The sequence below is a fragment of the Thalassobaculum sp. genome (assembly GCF_040219615.1).
GTDB lineage: Bacteria > Pseudomonadota > Alphaproteobacteria > Thalassobaculales > Thalassobaculaceae > Thalassobaculum_A.
This window is the reverse complement of the sequence record NZ_JAVJSE010000010.1, coordinates 353,624-369,970: the sequence shown is the minus strand read 5'-3', so window position 1 is coordinate 369,970 and position 16,347 is coordinate 353,624. Positions and strand designations below refer to the sequence as shown.

The following is a 16,347-nucleotide window of genomic DNA, read 5'->3' as shown; positions in this document are numbered from 1 at the left end:
ACGATGCCTGGAACCTCGATCCGCAGCCTCGCCAGCAGCATTGTTCCGGCGATTCTCGCCGCGATCGCAGCCATCGTTCTGGAAGCACCTGTCCCGGCAGCGGCGGAGACCCAGGCCGAGCGCGGCTATCGTCTGCTGCTGACCCTGCCGCTGCTGCCGCCCACCCTGACGGAGTCGGAGTACTTCGACCTCTGGCAGACCTGGCCCGAACCGCAACGCGCCGCCGCCGCGGCGGCGACACCCGCTGAGCGTCGCCGCATGCTGCTTGCGCGCTATGGCTTCCAGGAGACCCCCGACCGAGAGGGGCCTATCCCGCAGCAGTTCACCCCGGATGGCAAAGGCAACCTGGCGGAGAACTGCCTGTCCTGTCACGGCGGGCCGGTCGCGGGAAAGGTGATCCGGGGCCTCGGGAACAGCCTCGTGGACCTCGCGACCTTCTATGAGGACGTGGCTGCCTTGCGGGCCCAGCGCAACATTGCGACACCGCCCTGGCCCGAGGGCGTTCCGCCGGTGCCCGAGAGTTCCGTCCGCGGCCCCAACAATGCCTGGGGCGGGGCGATTGCCCTGCTGTTGCTCCGTGATCGCCGGGCCGAGCGGACTGAGACCCTGCAGTTCCCCGCCCCGACCGCCGAGCAGATGTACCTGCCGACCAAGACGCCGGCGTACTGGCTGTCGAAGCGCAAGACCCGGTATTACGCCGATGCCTTCATCGGCAAGTCGCACCGCGACATCATGCAGTTCATCGCCAGCTTTGCGTATACCGGCGAACAGATCCGGGCGCTGGAGGAGCCGTTCCGCGACATCTTCGCCTGGATAGACGCCGTCGAGGCCCCGCCCTATCCGGGGCCGGTCGACAAGGCGCTGGCGCAACGCGGCCGCCTCCTCTACCTGCGGGACTGCGTCGGTTGCCATGGTATCGGCGACAGCTACCCCGAGCGTGTGATCCCGGTCGCAGAGGTCGGCACCGACCCGGTGCGCGCCAACGACATGCCGCGCGACTTCAAGGTGCATCTGGGCGATGGCTGGTTCGGTCACGACGGCGCCACGCCCCTGTACCCGGACACCGGGGGCTACGTGGCGCAGCCGCTGGACGGGATCTGGGCGACGGCGCCGTATCTCCACAACGGCTCGGTGCCCACGATGTGGGATCTGCTGACCCCGTCCGAACGGCCGGCGATATGGACCCGGAGCGACGCGGGCTACGACCACGCGAAGCTAGGCGTCGAGGCGACCGCCCTGGACCGCCTGCCCGAGAACCTGACGGACCCGGCCGAGAGGCGGCGCCACTACCGGACCGACCAGCGCGGTTTCGGCAACCAGGGGCATGTCTATCCCCCGGCCGGCCTGACCGAGCCGGACAAGCGCGCACTGATCGAATTCCTCAAGACGCTGTAGCGCGACCCGAAGAAGTCGGTCGGCATGACTGCGGGATTTCCGGGCGCACCTCGGTTCCGGCCTCGTGCGCCCGGATCTCCCGGACTCCGTCGGAGCGGCCTCAGGCGCTCCGGTACAGCTTCGTCAGCACGAACTCGCGATGGCCGAGGGCCTCGGCCGCGGTCAGCCGGCCGTTGCAGGTCCGGATCATGACGTCGATCAGGGCGTCGCCGGCCTCGTCCAGGGTCATCTCGCGGCGCAGGATGCCGGAGACGTCCAGGTCGATGTGCTCGCCCATGGTGCGGACCGTGCGCGGGTTGGCGCTGAGCTTGATCACCGGCTCGATCGGGTTGCCGATGACGTTGCCCTGGCCGGTCGGGAACAGGTGCACCGCGAAGCCGGCGGCGGCCTGCAGGGTGACGCATTCGGCGGCCGCCGAGGAAGTGTCCATGAAATACATGCCCGGGCCCTTCGACGGCGCCTCGGCCGGCTCCAGCACGTCGATGTACTTCACGGTCTTGCCGATCTTCTCGAGGTTGCCGAAGGCCTTCTCCTCGATGGTGGTCAGCCCGCCCTCGATGTTGCCCTTGGTCGGCTGGCTCTCCGACAGGTCCGAGGTCTTGTGCGGCTCGATGACCTCGTCCATGTAGGCCTGCCAGGTCGCCAGGAACTTCTTCCCGACCTCCTCGTTGATCGCCCGGCCGGCGCAGACATGCTCGGCGCCGGTGATCTCCGAGGTCTCGCCGAAGCAGGAGGTGATGCCCATCGGGTCGAGCTTGTCGTAGAGGTTGCCGACCGTCGGGCAGGAGCCGAGGCCCGAGGTGGTGTCGCTCTCGCCGCATTTGGTCGAGACCCACAGCTCGTCGATCGCGCATTCCTCGCGCAGCTTCTCGGTGGCGTCCTGCAGGAACTGCTTGGCCCGGTAGGATGCGCGGGCGATCGTGCTGATGTCGCCGTGCTGCTCGATCGCGAAGCCCTCGACCGGCTTGCCGGTGGCGGCGATGCCGTCGACCACCCGCTTGGTCCAGCCCGGCTCGATGCCGATCACGATGACGGCGGCGACGTTCGGGTTGCAGCCGGTGCCGATCAGGGTGCGGAAGTGCAGGTCCAGGTCGGCGCCGAACTGCAGCCGGCCATAGGCGTGCGGGATCGCCAGGCAGCCCTTGATGTTGTTGGCGACCGCCTCGGAGGCGGCGTTCGACAGGTCGTCCAGCGGCAGGATGATCACGTGGTTGCGGATGCCCACGCGGCCGTTCTCGCGGCGGTAGCCCTGGAAGCTCAGCTTGCTCTTGTCCACCATGACTGTGTCTCCCTCGCTTACCAGCGCTTGGTCTTCATGTTGTGGACATGCACGTGGTGGCCCTTGCCGACATCGGCGACGGCCTTGCCCACGTCGTGGCCGTATTTGAGGATGGTGTCGCCGCTCCGGATGTCGCCGAGCGCGATCTTGTGGCCGATCGGGATCGGGTCCAGCGCCTTCAGCACGACGGTCTCGTCGGTCTCCATGATCCAGCCGGTCAGTTCCTGGCCGGCCTCGATCCCTTCCACCGTGATCACGCCGACCGTGTCGGCCTTGTGGTGGACGTTGAAATGATTGGTCATCGCGGCTCTCGTCGGAGGTCTCTGGGAGCGTTTCCTGCGGTCGGCCGGGCGCTCTCGGAAGGCGGCGTTGCGACCGTCGCCATTGAATACAAGACTTGTAGGTCTTATACAAGACTCGTCCGGGAGAGCCCGTATTCCGCAGGCAGCAGACGGAGCGTCGCGCGGTGACCGCAGAGCCGATGAGGCCGGGCCAGGGCCCGCTGTACAAGCAGGTAAAGCAGCGGGTCATCCGTCGGCTGATCGACGAGACCTGGAAGCCCGGCGACATGCTGCCGAGCGAGCCGAAGCTGGCCGCATCGTTCGGCGTCAGCCCGGGCACCGTGCGGCGCGCGCTCGACGAGCTGGTGGCCGAGAACCTGCTGGTCCGCCACCAGGGCAAGGGCACCATCGTGTGCCGCCACGACCCGGAGCGCTCGCTGTTCCATTTCTTCCGGATGGTCGACGCGGTCGGCGCCCGGCCGACTCCGGACAGCCGGGTGCTGGCCTGCCGCCGGCGCCGGGCCGAGCGTCCCGAGGCGGCCCGGCTCGGCCTGCCGGCCGGCGCACCGGTGGTGGTCATCGACCGGGTCCGCTCGGCCGGCCGCCGGCCGCTGCTGGTCGAGCGCCTGGTGCTCCCCGGCCGGCTGTTCGGCGCGCTGGCGGAGGTGGCGCCGGAGGACCTGCCGAACACCCTGTACACGCTGTACGAGGAGCGCTTCGGTGTGACGGTGTACCGGGCCGCCGAGCAGTTGCGGGCGGTCGCCGCCGACGAGCGCGACGCCGAACTCCTTGGCGTGGCGCCCGGCACCCCGCTGCTGGAGATCGACCGGCTGGCCAGCAGCCTGGACGGCATGCCGGTGGAGTGGCGGCTCAGCCGCTGCCGTACCGACGCCCACCGCTACCGGGTCGAGCTGGTGTAGGCGGTCCCGGCGTCTAGCGTCGCCCCGCCATGTGGGCGAGATAGGCGATGACCGCGTCGAGATCCCGGTCGCCGAGGACGTCCGGCCCGAAGCCCGGCATCTTCTGCTCGCCCCAATCGCGGACGGTCTTCGGATCGCGGATGAACAGCGGCAGCACCTCCGGCTGGAAGTACTCCGTCGGGTTCATCGGCAGGTTGAGGTCCGGCCCGATCGACGCCTCGCCGGCGCCGTTCATGCGATGGCAGGCGAAGCAGTTGTCGACGAACACCGCCTGGCCCCGGCGCGCCGGGTCGTCGGCGGCCAGGGTTTCGGCGACCACGATCGCCGGGAAGCGACTGGCGACCGAGGCGGTCAGCTTCAGGGTGACGGCCTGGTACGGCCAGGCCTCCGGCCCGATGCCGGATCGCTTTGGATTGCTCCAGACCAGGTAGTACGGCCCGGCGCTCACCTTCTTGCCCGGCAGGTTCGGCCAGGGCTTCGCCGGATCCTCGATCGCCAGCCAGGCGCGCGCCCCGGCCGGGTCGGCGCTCAGGGCCTTGCCGGCCGGCAGCTGCGCGACGAAGCCGTCGAGCGCGGTCGCCTCCAGGATATCGGCGCCCCGGACCGGCAGCCCGGCCAGCAGCCCGGTCAGCGGAATGGCGCGATAGGCCGGCGAGGCGTCGCCGTAGGCCGGGTCGCCGGCCACCGTCACGGTCTCGACGTCCGGGCGGCCCAGCAGCGATTCGACGGGGAACCGGTGGGAGGCGCCGTCGGCGTCGACGACCGTCAGCGTGGTCTCGGCGGCGGCGGCCGCGGTTGCGGTCAGCATCGCGAGGGCCAGCAGGCTCGCCAGCCTCGTGCACATGCGCGGCCTGGACATTTCCTACTCCGAGTGGTGCTGCGGGGAACGCTGTCGCACATCCTATCCGGACGACCCGGACGGTCGACTGTCGTTTTGGACAAGCCGTCCGGCAAGGCAACCCGGGCGGTGCGTGCGACAGCGACAAGCACGGCGGGCGTCGGTCATCGGACAGATTCGGCCGCAGAATGAACACAGCATAGCGCGCCGCGCCATAGGATGAAGCCGGTCACGATCGGATGATTTGCCGGAACTGCGTCGATCAACGGTCTGTCCGGTACCGAGAGCGACAGAACAGGGTCAGATATGGGACGTCGTTTTCCGATGGTGTGTTTTCGGTTATCGTGATCGGGGTGCTGGAGAAGATTGAATAGTGGATTGATGACTGACGGATTCGGAGAAGCGAGGTTCGCGCGAACGGCAAATACTAAGCGGATCGCAGAGATGTGTTCGAGGGCACGCCCGGTTCGGAGCGGCGTGCGTCATCCGGTGCCCGCAGGCCGAGGCCGCCATGATGCCGCGACCCGGACACGACAATCGCGATGAGGACCAAGCAGGAGGAGACGCCGTGTACAAGAGCATCCTGGTTCCGGTCGACCTGGAACATGCCGACCGCCTCGAGAAGGCCCTCGAGACGGCTGCCGACCTGTCGAAGCACTACCGGATCCCGGTCTGCTATGTCGGCATCACCGCGGCGACCCCCGGACGGGTGGCCCACACGCCCCAGGAATTCGCCGGCAAGCTAGAAGCCTTCGGCAAGGATCAGGCCGCCAGGCACGGGATCGACGCGTCGACCCGGATGGTGGTCAGCCATGACCCCGCCGTCGACCTCGACGATTCCCTGATGCAGGCGATCGCCGATACCGGCGCCGACCTGGTGGTCATGGCGTCGCACGTTCCGGGGCTCCCGGAGCACATCTTCGCCAGCAATGCCGGCTATCTGGCCAATCACGCCAGCGTCTCGGTCTTCGTCATCCGATAGCCGGCCGCCGGCCCGAAAAGCGCGCGGCGCAGACCGCGAACACATCCTGAGAACCGCGTTACTGGGAGACGTCATGAGCGATGCAGCGAATCCCCGGCCCGAAGGGCCCGCCGACCTGATCGAGACCGACTACGAGATCGGCCAGGACAACATCCAGACCAAGCTCGGCCCGTTCGGCATCGACATCCACAACCCGGTGTTCATGGTCTCCGGGCTGACCATCGTCGCGTTCGTGGTGTTCACGCTCGCCCTGCAGCAGGAGGCCGAGGCGATCTTCGGCTGGCTGCGGCCGGCGATCACCTCGACCTTCGACTGGTTCTTCCTGGCGGCGGCGAACGTGTTCGTCCTGCTGTGCCTGGCGCTGATCGTCACCCCGCTCGGCAAGGTCCGGCTCGGCGGCCGCGACGCCACGCCCGACTATTCCTACTCCGGCTGGTTCGCGATGCTGTTCGCGGCCGGCATGGGCATCGGGCTGATGTTCTTCGGGGTGTCGGAACCGATCTCGCATTTCTCGTCGTCGGTGGCCGAGGGTGCCGGATCGCCCGACAGCTGGGCGCCGCTGGCCGGCGCCGCCGGCGACCCGGCGGAGGCGCGGCGGCTGGGCATGGCCGCCACCATCTTCCACTGGGGCCTGCATCCCTGGGCGATCTACGCGGTGGTCGCCCTGGCGCTGGGGCTGTTCTCCTACAACAAGGGCCTGCCGCTCAGCTTCCGGTCGATCTTCTATCCGGTGTTCGGCGACCGGGTGTGGGGATGGACAGGCCATGTCATCGACATCCTGGCGGTCTTCGCGACCCTGTTCGGGCTGGCGACCTCGCTCGGATTCGGGGCCGAGCAGGCGAATGCCGGTCTCAATCACCTGTTCGGCGTGCCGGTCGGCAACACCTCCAAGGTGCTGCTGATCACCGGCATCACGGCAATCGCCCTGGTCTCCGTGGTGGCCGGGCTGGACGCCGGCGTGAAACGGCTGTCCGAGATCAACATGGTGCTGGCGGCGCTGCTGCTGGTGTTCGTCGTGGCGGTCGGCCCGTCCATGGCGATCGCGACCGGCTTCTTCCAGAACCTGATCGCCTATGCCGAGTATCTGCCGGCGCTGTCGAACCCGTTCGGCCGCGACGACGCCAACTTCAGCCAGGGCTGGACCTCGTTCTACTGGGCGTGGTGGATCTCCTGGTCGCCGTTCGTCGGGATGTTCATCGCCCGGGTCAGCCGCGGCCGGACCGTGCGCGAGTTCATGATCTGCGTGCTGCTGATCCCGTCGCTCGTGTCGGTGTTCTGGATGACCGCGTTCGGCGGCACGGCGATCGGCCAGATCGTCAACGACGGCTACCAGGCGGTCAACGACGCCGCCCTCGAACTCAAGCTGTTCGTCATGCTCGAGGCGCTGCCGCTGGCCGGCATCACCTCGTTCATCGGGATCGTCCTGGTGATCGTGTTCTTCGTCACCTCGTCGGATTCCGGCTCTCTGGTGATCGACACCATCACTGCCGGCGGCAAGGTCGACGCGCCGGTGCCGCAGCGGGTGTTCTGGGCGATCTTCGAAGGGCTGGTGGCGATCGCCCTGCTGCTCGGCGGCGGCCTGGCGGCCCTGCAGGCGGCGGCGGTCTCCACCGGGTTGCCGTTCACCCTGGTGCTGCTGCTCGGCTGCTGGGCCCTGGTCAAGGGGTTGCGCAGCGAGCCGCGCTGACCGGCTGTCGGCGGCCGCGTGCCTCCGGGTGCGCGGCCGCCGGCGATGCCCGCTTGCACGGGCGGTTGCGGGGCGGTTTGATGGCGGCCCCGCCATCTGCCCGGACCCGACCGATGCCCGCTTCCGAACTGATCGCCAAGACGGCGACCGAGATCGTCGCCCTGCTGAAGGCCGGCGAGGTCACCACCCTCGACCTGCTGGATGCGCTGGAAGGCCGGATCGCCGAGGTCGAGCCCGCGGTCAACGCGCTGCCGACCCTGTGCTTCGAGCGGGCTCGCGAGGCCGCCAGGGCGCTGGCCGCGAAGCCGGTGGCCGAGCGCGGCATGCTGGCCGGCATGCCGGTCGCCATCAAGGATCTGGTGAACGTCGCCGGCGTGCGCTCGACCCAGGGGTCGCCGATCTTCGCCGACTTCGTGCCGGAGACGTCGGACGTCGTGGTGACCACGCTGGAGGCCGCCGGCGGCGTGATCTACGCCAAGGCCAACACCCCGGAATTCGGCGCAGGCGCCAACACTTTCAACGAGGTGTTCGGGCGCACCCTGAACCCCTGGGATACCTCGAAGAGCTGCGCCGGGTCGTCCGGCGGCTCGGCGGTGGCGCTGGCCACCGGCACCGCCTGGATGGCGTCCGGATCCGACCTCGGCGGCAGCCTGCGCAACCCCGCCAGCTTCTGCGGCATCGTCGGCTTCCGCCCGACTCCGGGCCGGGTGGCGCACGGGCCGGCTGCGCTGCCGTACAACTCCATGTCGGTCGAGGGGCCGATGGCGCGCACGGTCGCCGACTGCGCGCTGATGCTGGACGCCATGTGCGGCCAGACCCCGGTCGACCCGATCTCGCTGGAGAGGCCGGCGGTGTCTTTCGTCGACGCGGTGGCCGCCCGCAGGGCCCCGAAGCGGGTGGCGTTCAGCCGCGACCTCGGCGGCATCACCCCGGTCGACCCGGAGGTCGCCGACATCGTCGAGCGGGCCGCCCGCCGGTTCGAGGCGATGGGCTGCACGGTCGAGGAGGCCAGCCCCGACTTTGCCGACGTGCAGATGATCTTCCAGACCATGCGCGCCATGGGCATGGCGGCCGGCAAGAAGGACCTGCTGGCCACGCATCGCGACCAGCTGAAGCCCGAGGTGATCTGGAACATCGAGAAGGGCCTGGAACTGACAATGGCCGACATCGCCGCCGCCGAGCTGGCGCGCGGCCGCTACTACCACCGGGTCCGGGCGTTCTACGACCGTTACGACCTGGTGCTGTGCCCGGCCACCGTGGTGCCGCCCTATCCGATCGAGGACCGCTACGTCGCCGAGTGCCAGGGCCACACCTTCTCGAACTACATCGAGTGGTGCACGGTCGCCTACGCCTTCACCTGCGCCGGGCTGCCGGCGATCTCGGTGCCGGCCGGGTTCACCGCGGGCGGCCTGCCGGTCGGCCTGCAGATCGCCGGGCCGCCGCGCGGCGAGGCGGCGGTGCTGGCGGCGGCCGCCATGTTCGAGGACATTGCCCCGTGGGCGCACACCCTGCCGGTCGACCCGCGCGGCCCGAAGGGGTGAGGAGGCCGGTCGCTTCGTGGGTCCCGGAGCCAGTCGCTCGCGCGGCTTCCCCGGGACGACGAACGGAGGCAGGGGCGAGCAGCGCCAATCCAGCGAACTCCCCCTCTTCCGTCATTCCGGAGGGGACGCGCGAGCGTCCGGCTCCGGAACCCACCCATTGCCTCAACCCCGGACGGCTCAGACCTCCCAGCCGGCCTCCCGGCAGAACGCGAGCTGTTCGGCCGAGAACGCCGACAGGTCGCGCTCGCGCCAGCGGCCGATGCCCTCGGGGCGGATGACGTCGGCGCAGGCCGGGACGATCCGCTCGGCCGGAACCGGCAGCCGCAGCGCCTCGACCAGCCGGGTCAACTCGTCGACCGGCCGTTCGACGAAGTCGTCGAAGCGCAGCGGGATCACCCGGCCCGGGTAGCGCGCGGTCAGGGCGTCGAGCCGCTTCTGGGTGCGGATCCAGTATTCCAGCTGGGCGGCCTCCGGCGACGGCCAGTCGGCCGGCTCCAGGTCGAACAGCCAGGACCAGTTGCCGAGTTGGCCGCGGTTGTCGCTGAACGCCATGTCGAGCGGATGCCGCGAGACGTAGACCAAGGCGGCGTCCAGCCAGGTGTCGAGGATCGCCTCCAGGAACACGTGGCAGTTCGGCTCCTTGGTCATCCACCCCAGGCTGCCCGGCGCTCCGGCCAGGCCGCGGCCCTGGGCGCGGCGGTAGCGCAAGAGGGTCGGCGCGCGCAGCAGCTGCGGCAGGCCGATGCCCCGGGTCATCACCGCTTCGAACAGCCGCAGGCGGGCGGCGACCTGTCGCGGCGGCGGTCCGGCGCGCAGCCAGTCCGGCCGCTTGAACAACTCGGTGAAGATCAGGTTGTCGTTGGAGACGTTCAGGCAGCCGCCCGGGTAGTAGCCGAGGGCGGCGACGGCGCCGGCGACGGCACGGGTCCCCGAGCCGCCCAGGCCGCCGATGAACAGGATGGGCGCGCGGGTCGTCATGGTCGCCCGTTTAGCCCGCGGGCGGCCGCGGGGCAATCCGCGATCGAGTATCGCCCGGGTGTTCGGGGCCGGTCAGTCGAAGCTCACCTCGATGCGCCCGATCGGGCCGAAATCGGCGACCAGGGTCTGCCCGGCCGACGCCGGGATCGGCTGGGTGGTGGTCCCGGTCGACACGAAGTCGCCGGCCCTGAGGCCGCGGCCCCGGGCCGCCAGCGCGTTGGCCAGCCAGGCGGTCGCCGCCAGCGGCCCGCCCTCGACATTGCCGCCGCGGCCCTCGCGCAGCAGGGCGCCGTCGACGGTCAGGGTGACGCGCTGCTCGATCAGGTCCAGGCCCTGCCAGTCGGCGACCGGCGCGCCCTTTACCCAGCGGCCGTGCGAGCCGTCGTCGGCGATCAGCGACGGGCCGCCGGCGGTGATGCCGCCGGCCAGCGGCGTGTCGACGATCTCGATCGCCGGCAGCACGGTGCGCACCGCGCGGCGGATCGCGTCGGCGTCGAACGGCGCGTCGGCCGGATCCAGGTCGATGTCGATCTCGAGAGCGATCTCCGGCTCGACGATGCGCTGGAACATCTCCGACGCCACGAAGCGGGCCGGTGCGTCGCTGGTCAGGGTCGACAGCAGCACCCCGAAGAACGGCTCGACCACCCCCAGCATCTCCCGGGCCGCCGGGTTGGTGGCGCCGATCTTCCAGCCGATCGGCCGCGCCCGTTCCTCCTGGATGCGCAGCGCGACCAGGGCCTGCTGGATGGCATAGCCGTCCTCCGCCGACTGCGGCCGGCAGGCTTCCGGCAGCGCCGGCAGCGCGACTCCGCGGCGCCGGTGGTCGAGCAGCAGGCGCGCGGCGGTCGCGGAATCGGCGGCGGAGATCGGCATCGGGGAACTCCCAGCAGGTATTCGGTCGTATAGTCGGCGGAACCCCTCGGGGCTGTCCATCCTGTCGCGTGACGGCAGGCCGGACCGCGCGGCGGATTTGCAACTTTACCGTGGAGAGCGACGATCGGTGCGCATATTGTAGTCAAAGATCCGATTCCGGTTTCCGGTCGGGTGGCTTGGACGGGAGCGCGGGCATGATCCGCCGATGGCTGCGGGGCGATGGTGGTCCGGTCACGGTGGGCCCGCGGCGAGGCATGCCGGTCGCGCAGGGTCCCGGAGAAGACCGGCGGATGCCGTCGCCGGGCCGACCGGGTCCGCGCGAGCGCCCGACGCAGCCGACGCCGCAGACCGGTCTGCGGGTCGTGCCGCTGCCGGCGTCCTCGGACGGCCGGGAGTTCCGGGCCGATCGCCGTTCGGCCCGCTACGCGGCGAATGGGGCGGCACTGGTGGTCGCCGACCAACCGCTGGCGGTGGTGACGATCTCGCTGTCCGGACTGTCGGCCGAGTGGAACGGGGCGGCGCTGCCCGCGATCGGGACGCTGTTCGAGGGAATGCTGCAGCCGACCGGCCGGGTCGGCGAGTTCCCGGTATCCTTCACTGTCGTACGGCTGGAGCCGCAGCGCCGTCTGGTGGCCGGGCGCTTCGTCGGCCTCAAGGGATCGGCCATCGACGCGCTGCTGGCGTGGCTCGTCCGGCTCGATCGCGGCGTCGCGTAACGCAGGTCCGCTGCCCGCCGGCCCGTCCTTGTCCCTCGCAGGACCCGCTTGTATAGTCCCCCGCCTTTTTGTTGCAGCGCACAAGGTAGCGTGGCATGCACCCCGTGAAGCAGTACTTTCTCGAGGATCTCGAACTCGGCATGCGCGCCGAGTACGAGCGCCGCGTGACCGAGGACATGATCGAGTCCTTCGCGGAGGTGTCGGGCGACTTCAACCCGCTCCATCTCGACGAGGACTATGCCGCCACGACCATGTTCAAGGGCCGGATCGCCCACGGCATGCTGTCGGCGGCGTTCATCTCCAAGGTGTTCGGCACCGTCATGCCCGGCAAGGGCTCGGTCTACATCTCGCAGACCCTGCGGTTCCTTGCGCCGGTGCGGATCGACGACACCGTGCTCACCACCGTCGAGGTCACGGGCATCGACAGCGAGAAGAAGCGGGTGTCGTTCAAGTCGCGCTGCAAGGTCGGCGCGACGGTCGTCATCGACGGGGACGCGTTGATTCTCGTCCCCTCGCGCGCCCGGGCCGCCGCGGCTTAAGATCCGGTCATGGAAATTCTGCGCACACTCGGCGCGGTCGAGCCCCGGCATCGCGGGGCGGTCGCCGCCATCGGCAATTTCGACGGGGTGCATCTCGGTCACCGCGCGGTGATCGGCGAGGCCGCGCGCATCGCCGGCGACCTGCACGCGCCGCTGGCGGTGCTGACCTTCGAGCCGCACCCCCGCATGTTCTTCCAGCCGGACGCGGCGCCGTTCCGGCTGACCAGCGCGGCCGGCCGGGCGGCGCGGCTCGAGGAACTCGGCGTCGACCTGCTGTTCGAACTGCCGTTCGACGACGCCTTCGCGCATGTCTCCGCCGAGGGTTTCGTCGACGACGTGCTGCACGGCGCCCTCGGCCCGCGCCACGTGGTGGTCGGCTACGACTTCAACTTCGGGCACCGCCGGCGCGGCACCACCGACATGCTGATCGAGCGGGCCGGCCATCTCGGCTTCGGCGCCACCAAGGTGGCGGCGGTGCACGAGAGCGACGGCGCGGTCTACTCGTCGTCGCGCATCCGCCAGTGCCTGACCGAGGGCGACCCGCGGGGCGCGGCGTCGCTGCTGGGATCGCCCTGGGAGATCGACGGGCCGGTGGAGCAGGGCGACCGGCGCGGCCGCACCATCGGCTTCCCGACCGCCAACCTGCGGCTCGGCGGGCTGATCTGCCCGCGGCTCGGGGTCTACGCGGTGCGCGCCGCGCTCACGGAAGGCGACGGGGCCGGGTCCTGGATGGCCGGCGTGGCCAATCTCGGCGTGCGCCCGACGGTCAACGACCGCGGCGTCCTGCTGGAAGTGCACCTGTTCGATCGCGATATCGACCTGTACGGACGCGGCCTGCGCGTGCGTCTGGTTGACTTTATCCGGCCGGAACGGAAATTTGGCGGCCTTGAGGAGCTGAAGGCTCAGATCGCCGCGGACGCGGCGCGGGCGCGGGAGATCCTGGGCGCGTAAGCCCAGGATGCCGACGGCCCGGGAAGGACCAGTGATGACGACCGACTACAAGAACACGGTGTTCCTGCCGAAGACCGACTTCCCGATGCGCGCGGGCCTGCCGCAGCGCGAGCCGGAGATCCTGGCGTGGTGGAGCGAGATCGGCCTCGACCGCCGGATCGTCGACGTCCGCAAGGGCCGGGAGAAGTTCATTCTGCACGACGGGCCGCCCTATGCGAACGGCCACCTGCATATCGGCCACGCGCTGAACAAGATCCTCAAGGACGTCATCAACCGCTCGCAGCACATGGCCGGCAAGCAGACCGCCTACGTGCCGGGCTGGGACTGCCACGGCCTGCCGATCGAGTGGAAGATCGAGGAGGAGTACCGGGCCCGCGGCCAGAACAAGGACGACGTGCCGATCGTCGAGTTCCGCAAGGAATGCCGGGCGTTCGCCGACAAGTGGATCGACACCCAGCTCACCGAGTTCAAGCGCCTCGGCGTCACCGGCCTGTGGGACCGGCCCTACCTGACCATGACCTTCGCCGCCGAGGCGCAGATCGCCCGCGAGCTCGGCAAGTTCCTGATGAACGGCGGCCTGTACAAGGGCGCACGCCCGGTCATGTGGTCGGTGGTCGAGAAGACCGCGCTGGCCGACGCCGAGATCGAGTACCACGACCACGTCTCGACCACGATCCATGTCCGCTTCCCGGTGGTGAAGGCCGGGCATCCGGCGCTCGACGGCGCGTCGGTGGTGATCTGGACCACCACCCCCTGGACCATGCCGGGCAACCGCGCGGTCGCCTACGGCGACGACATCGACTACGCCGTGGTCGAGGCAACGGCGGTCGCCGAGAACAGCCTGGTCAAGGTCGGCGAGAAGCTGGTCTGCGCGGTCGCCCTGCTGGACGACTTCAAGGCCCAGGCCAAGATCGAATCGGTCGCCGAGGTCGCCCGCCTGAAGGGCACCGACCTGGCCGGCACGGTCACCGCGCATCCGCTGCGCGGCCACGGCTACGACTACGACGTGCCGATGCTGGCCGCCGAGTTCGCGACCGACGAGACCGGTACCGGTTTCGTCCACATCGCGCCCGGCCACGGCGCCGACGACTTCCTGCTGGGACAGAAGCACGGCCTGGACATCCCGCAGACCGTCGCCGACGACGGCAACTTCTACGACCACGTGCCGATCTTCGCGGGCATGAACGTGCTCGAGGACAACATGAGGATCGCGGCAATCCTGCGCGATCACGGCGGCATCGTCGCCCGCGGCAAGCTCAAGCACTCCTACCCGCACTCCTGGCGGTCGAAGGCGCCGCTGATCTTCCGCAACACCGCGCAGTGGTTCATCTCGATGGAGACGAACAGGCTGCGCGAGACCGCGCTGCAGGCGATCGACGACACCCGCTTCGTGCCGCAGTCCGGCCAGACCCGGCTGCGCGGCATGATCGAGAGCCGGCCCGACTGGTGCATCAGCCGGCAGCGCGCCTGGGGCGTGCCGATCCCGGTGTTCGTCGAGAAGAAGACCGGCCAGCCGCTGCGCGACCCGGCGGTGCTGGAGCGCGTCGCCCAGGCCTTCGAGGCCGAGGGGGCGGACGCCTGGTTCGCCTCGCCGCCGGCGCGGTTCCTCGGTAACGACTACAACCCGGACGACTACGAGCAGGTCGGCGACATCTGCGACGTCTGGTTCGACTCCGGCTCGACCCACGCCTTCGTGCTGGAGAACGATCCGGAGCTGCAGTGGCCGGCCTCGCTGTATCTCGAAGGTTCGGACCAGCACCGCGGCTGGTTCCACTCCTCGCTGCTGGAGTCCTGCGGCACCCGCGGGCGGGCGCCGTACGACGCGGTACTGACCCACGGCTTCGTGCTCGACCAGGACGGCCGCAAGATGTCCAAGTCGATGGGCAACGTGACCGCGCCGCAGGAGGTCATGGACCAGTTCGGCGCCGACATCCTGCGGCTCTGGGTGGTCAGCTCCGACTACTCCGAGGACCTGCGGATCGGGCCCGACATCATCAAGCACCAGGCCGACCACTACCGGCGCCTGCGCAACACCCTGCGCTACCTGCTGGGGGCGCTCGACGGCTACGGCGACGCCGAGAAGCTGCCGGTCGAGCGGATGCCGGAGCTGGAGCGCTGGGTGCTGCACCGGCTGGCCGAGCTGGACGCGGTCGTGCGGCGCTGCACCGACGACTTCGACTTCCACACCCTGTTCACCCAGATACACCAGTTCTGCGCGGTCGACCTGTCGGCCTTCTACTTCGACGTCCGCAAGGACTCGCTGTACTGCGACCGGCCGGACTCCGACCGCCGCCGGGCGGCCCGCACGGTCATGGCGCAGCTGTTCGACTGCCTGACCGCCTGGCTGGCGCCGATCCTGTGCTTCACGGCGGAAGAGGCCTGGCGGGCGCGCAACGCCGGGCCGGCCGACTCCGTGCACCTGCGCGAATACCCGGCGATCCCGGAAGGCTGGCGGGACGACGCGCTGGCGGCGAAGTGGGCGAAGATCCGCCAGCTCCGCCGAGTCGTGACCGGCGCACTCGAACTGGAGCGGGCCGAGAAGCGGATCGGCGCGTCGCTGCAGGCGCATCCGACGGTCTATGCGACCGCCGACCTGCTGGCCGGCATGCAGGGCGTCGACCCGGCCGAGGTGTTCATCACATCCGGGGCGACCCTGGTCGCCGGCGACGGCCCGGCCGAGGCGTACCGGCTGGCCGAGGTCGCCGGGGTCGCGGTGCTGCCAGGGCTGGCCGACGGCGCCAAGTGCGAGCGTTGCTGGCGGGTGCTGCCCGAGGTCGCCGTCGGCGATCCGGTCTGCGACCGCTGCGACGACGTCGTGTCGTCCGCGCGCGACGCCGCCGAGTGACGGTGACGGGATGATCAGCCGCACCGCTCAACTGGGCCTGGGCCTGGCGGCGCTCACCGTGGCGCTCGACCGGGTGACCAAGGTGTGGGCGCTCGACGCGCTGTTCGATCCGCCGGCCCGGATCACCGTGCTCGAGGTCCTGAACCTGGTTCCGGTGTGGAACCGCGGCGTCAGTTTCGGCCTGCTGTCCAGCGACTCCCCCTGGGGGCCTTGGCTGCTCGGCGGGTTTGCGCTCGCCGTGGCGGGGGCGCTGGTGATATGGCTGTTGCGGGCCGACAACCGGATTCTCGGATCCGGCCTCGGACTGGTGATCGGCGGGGCGGTCGGCAACGCCATCGACCGGGCGCTGTACGGCGCGGTCGTGGACTTCGTGGACGCCCATTGGGGCGATCTGCACTGGCCGGCCTTCAATATCGCCGACGCAGCGATTACGCTGGGCGTTGGATTTTTGCTGCTCGATGCCCTCGGAATCGGAACCGGGGCGCGGGCGTCCGAGGGAGGACGGACCAGCGATGGGTAACG

The 16,347-nt window shown here is 69.9% G+C and carries 15 protein-coding genes; 10 read left to right on the top strand and 5 right to left on the bottom strand.

Features of this window, described 5'->3' with window-relative positions:
• The first annotated feature begins 3 nt into the window (after positions 1-3).
• Positions 4-1,395 carry a c-type cytochrome gene (locus tag RIC31_RS06525; RefSeq protein ID WP_350104470.1) on the top strand — a complete coding sequence of 464 codons (1,392 nt, stop codon included), beginning with the start codon at positions 4-6 and terminating at the stop codon, positions 1,393-1,395.
• Between the two features lie 100 nt (positions 1,396-1,495).
• Here the strand turns inward: RIC31_RS06525 and RIC31_RS06520 are convergent, their stop codons facing one another.
• Together RIC31_RS06520 and RIC31_RS06515 are read right to left on the bottom strand one after the other, a co-directional pair.
• Entirely contained in the window at positions 1,496-2,674 is a 1,179-nt protein-coding gene (locus RIC31_RS06520; protein WP_350104466.1) for a UxaA family hydrolase, read from the bottom strand.
• A 17-nt stretch (positions 2,675-2,691) separates the two neighbouring features.
• A complete protein-coding gene (locus RIC31_RS06515; protein ID WP_350104464.1) occupies positions 2,692-2,976 on the bottom strand; it encodes a UxaA family hydrolase in 285 nt (94 codons plus the stop codon).
• A 164-nt stretch (positions 2,977-3,140) separates the two neighbouring features.
• Here RIC31_RS06515 and RIC31_RS06510 point away from each other — a divergent pair, with 164 nt between their 5' ends.
• Positions 3,141-3,875, top strand: coding sequence for a GntR family transcriptional regulator (locus RIC31_RS06510; RefSeq protein ID WP_350104461.1), 735 nt, complete (start codon positions 3,141-3,143; stop codon positions 3,873-3,875).
• Between the two features lie 13 nt (positions 3,876-3,888).
• Here RIC31_RS06510 and RIC31_RS06505 read toward each other — a convergent pair whose 3' ends face one another.
• Positions 3,889-4,734 (bottom strand): c-type cytochrome, encoded by an 846-nt coding sequence (locus RIC31_RS06505; RefSeq protein ID WP_350104459.1) that lies wholly within the window; start codon positions 4,732-4,734, stop codon positions 3,889-3,891.
• Between the two features lie 547 nt (positions 4,735-5,281).
• Between RIC31_RS06505 and RIC31_RS06500 the strand changes: the two genes are divergently transcribed.
• The 3 genes from RIC31_RS06500 (at position 5,282) to RIC31_RS06490 (ending at position 8,923) form a co-directional block, all read left to right on the top strand.
• Entirely contained in the window at positions 5,282-5,695 is a 414-nt protein-coding gene (locus RIC31_RS06500; protein ID WP_350104457.1) for a universal stress protein, read from the top strand.
• Between the two features lie 73 nt (positions 5,696-5,768).
• The gene (locus RIC31_RS06495) at positions 5,769-7,382 is read left to right on the top strand and encodes a BCCT family transporter (protein ID WP_350104456.1); all 1,614 of its coding nucleotides are present in this window, start codon (positions 5,769-5,771) and stop codon (positions 7,380-7,382) included.
• Between the two features lie 113 nt (positions 7,383-7,495).
• Positions 7,496-8,923, top strand: coding sequence for an amidase (locus RIC31_RS06490; RefSeq protein WP_350104453.1), 1,428 nt, complete (start codon positions 7,496-7,498; stop codon positions 8,921-8,923).
• A gap of 177 nt (positions 8,924-9,100) precedes the next feature.
• Here the strand turns inward: RIC31_RS06490 and RIC31_RS06485 are convergent, their stop codons facing one another.
• Together RIC31_RS06485 and RIC31_RS06480 are read right to left on the bottom strand one after the other, a co-directional pair.
• Positions 9,101-9,901, bottom strand: coding sequence for a sulfotransferase family protein (locus RIC31_RS06485; RefSeq protein WP_350104451.1), 801 nt, complete (start codon positions 9,899-9,901; stop codon positions 9,101-9,103).
• A gap of 72 nt (positions 9,902-9,973) precedes the next feature.
• A complete protein-coding gene (locus RIC31_RS06480; protein WP_350104449.1) occupies positions 9,974-10,774 on the bottom strand; it encodes a 2-keto-4-pentenoate hydratase in 801 nt (266 codons plus the stop codon).
• Between the two features lie 290 nt (positions 10,775-11,064).
• Here RIC31_RS06480 and RIC31_RS06475 point away from each other — a divergent pair, with 290 nt between their 5' ends.
• The 5 genes from RIC31_RS06475 to lspA all read left to right on the top strand — a co-directional run bounded on the left by RIC31_RS06475 (position 11,065) and on the right by lspA (position 16,345).
• Positions 11,065-11,490 carry a hypothetical protein gene (locus tag RIC31_RS06475; RefSeq protein WP_350104446.1) on the top strand — a complete coding sequence of 142 codons (426 nt, stop codon included), beginning with the start codon at positions 11,065-11,067 and terminating at the stop codon, positions 11,488-11,490.
• A 95-nt stretch (positions 11,491-11,585) separates the two neighbouring features.
• Positions 11,586-12,029 (top strand): MaoC family dehydratase, encoded by a 444-nt coding sequence (locus RIC31_RS06470; RefSeq protein ID WP_350104444.1) that lies wholly within the window; start codon positions 11,586-11,588, stop codon positions 12,027-12,029.
• A gap of 9 nt (positions 12,030-12,038) precedes the next feature.
• Positions 12,039-12,980: a bifunctional riboflavin kinase/FAD synthetase gene (locus RIC31_RS06465; protein ID WP_350104442.1), complete on the top strand. Its 942-nt coding sequence runs from the start codon at positions 12,039-12,041 to the stop codon at positions 12,978-12,980.
• 34 nt (positions 12,981-13,014) lie between these two features.
• Complete coding sequence (gene ileS, locus RIC31_RS06460) at positions 13,015-15,825, top strand: isoleucine--tRNA ligase (RefSeq protein WP_350104440.1); 2,811 nt, start codon at positions 13,015-13,017, stop codon at positions 15,823-15,825.
• 10 nt (positions 15,826-15,835) lie between these two features.
• Positions 15,836-16,345 carry a signal peptidase II gene (lspA, locus tag RIC31_RS06455; RefSeq protein WP_350104437.1) on the top strand — a complete coding sequence of 170 codons (510 nt, stop codon included), beginning with the start codon at positions 15,836-15,838 and terminating at the stop codon, positions 16,343-16,345.
• The last annotated feature ends 2 nt before the right edge of the window (positions 16,346-16,347 follow it).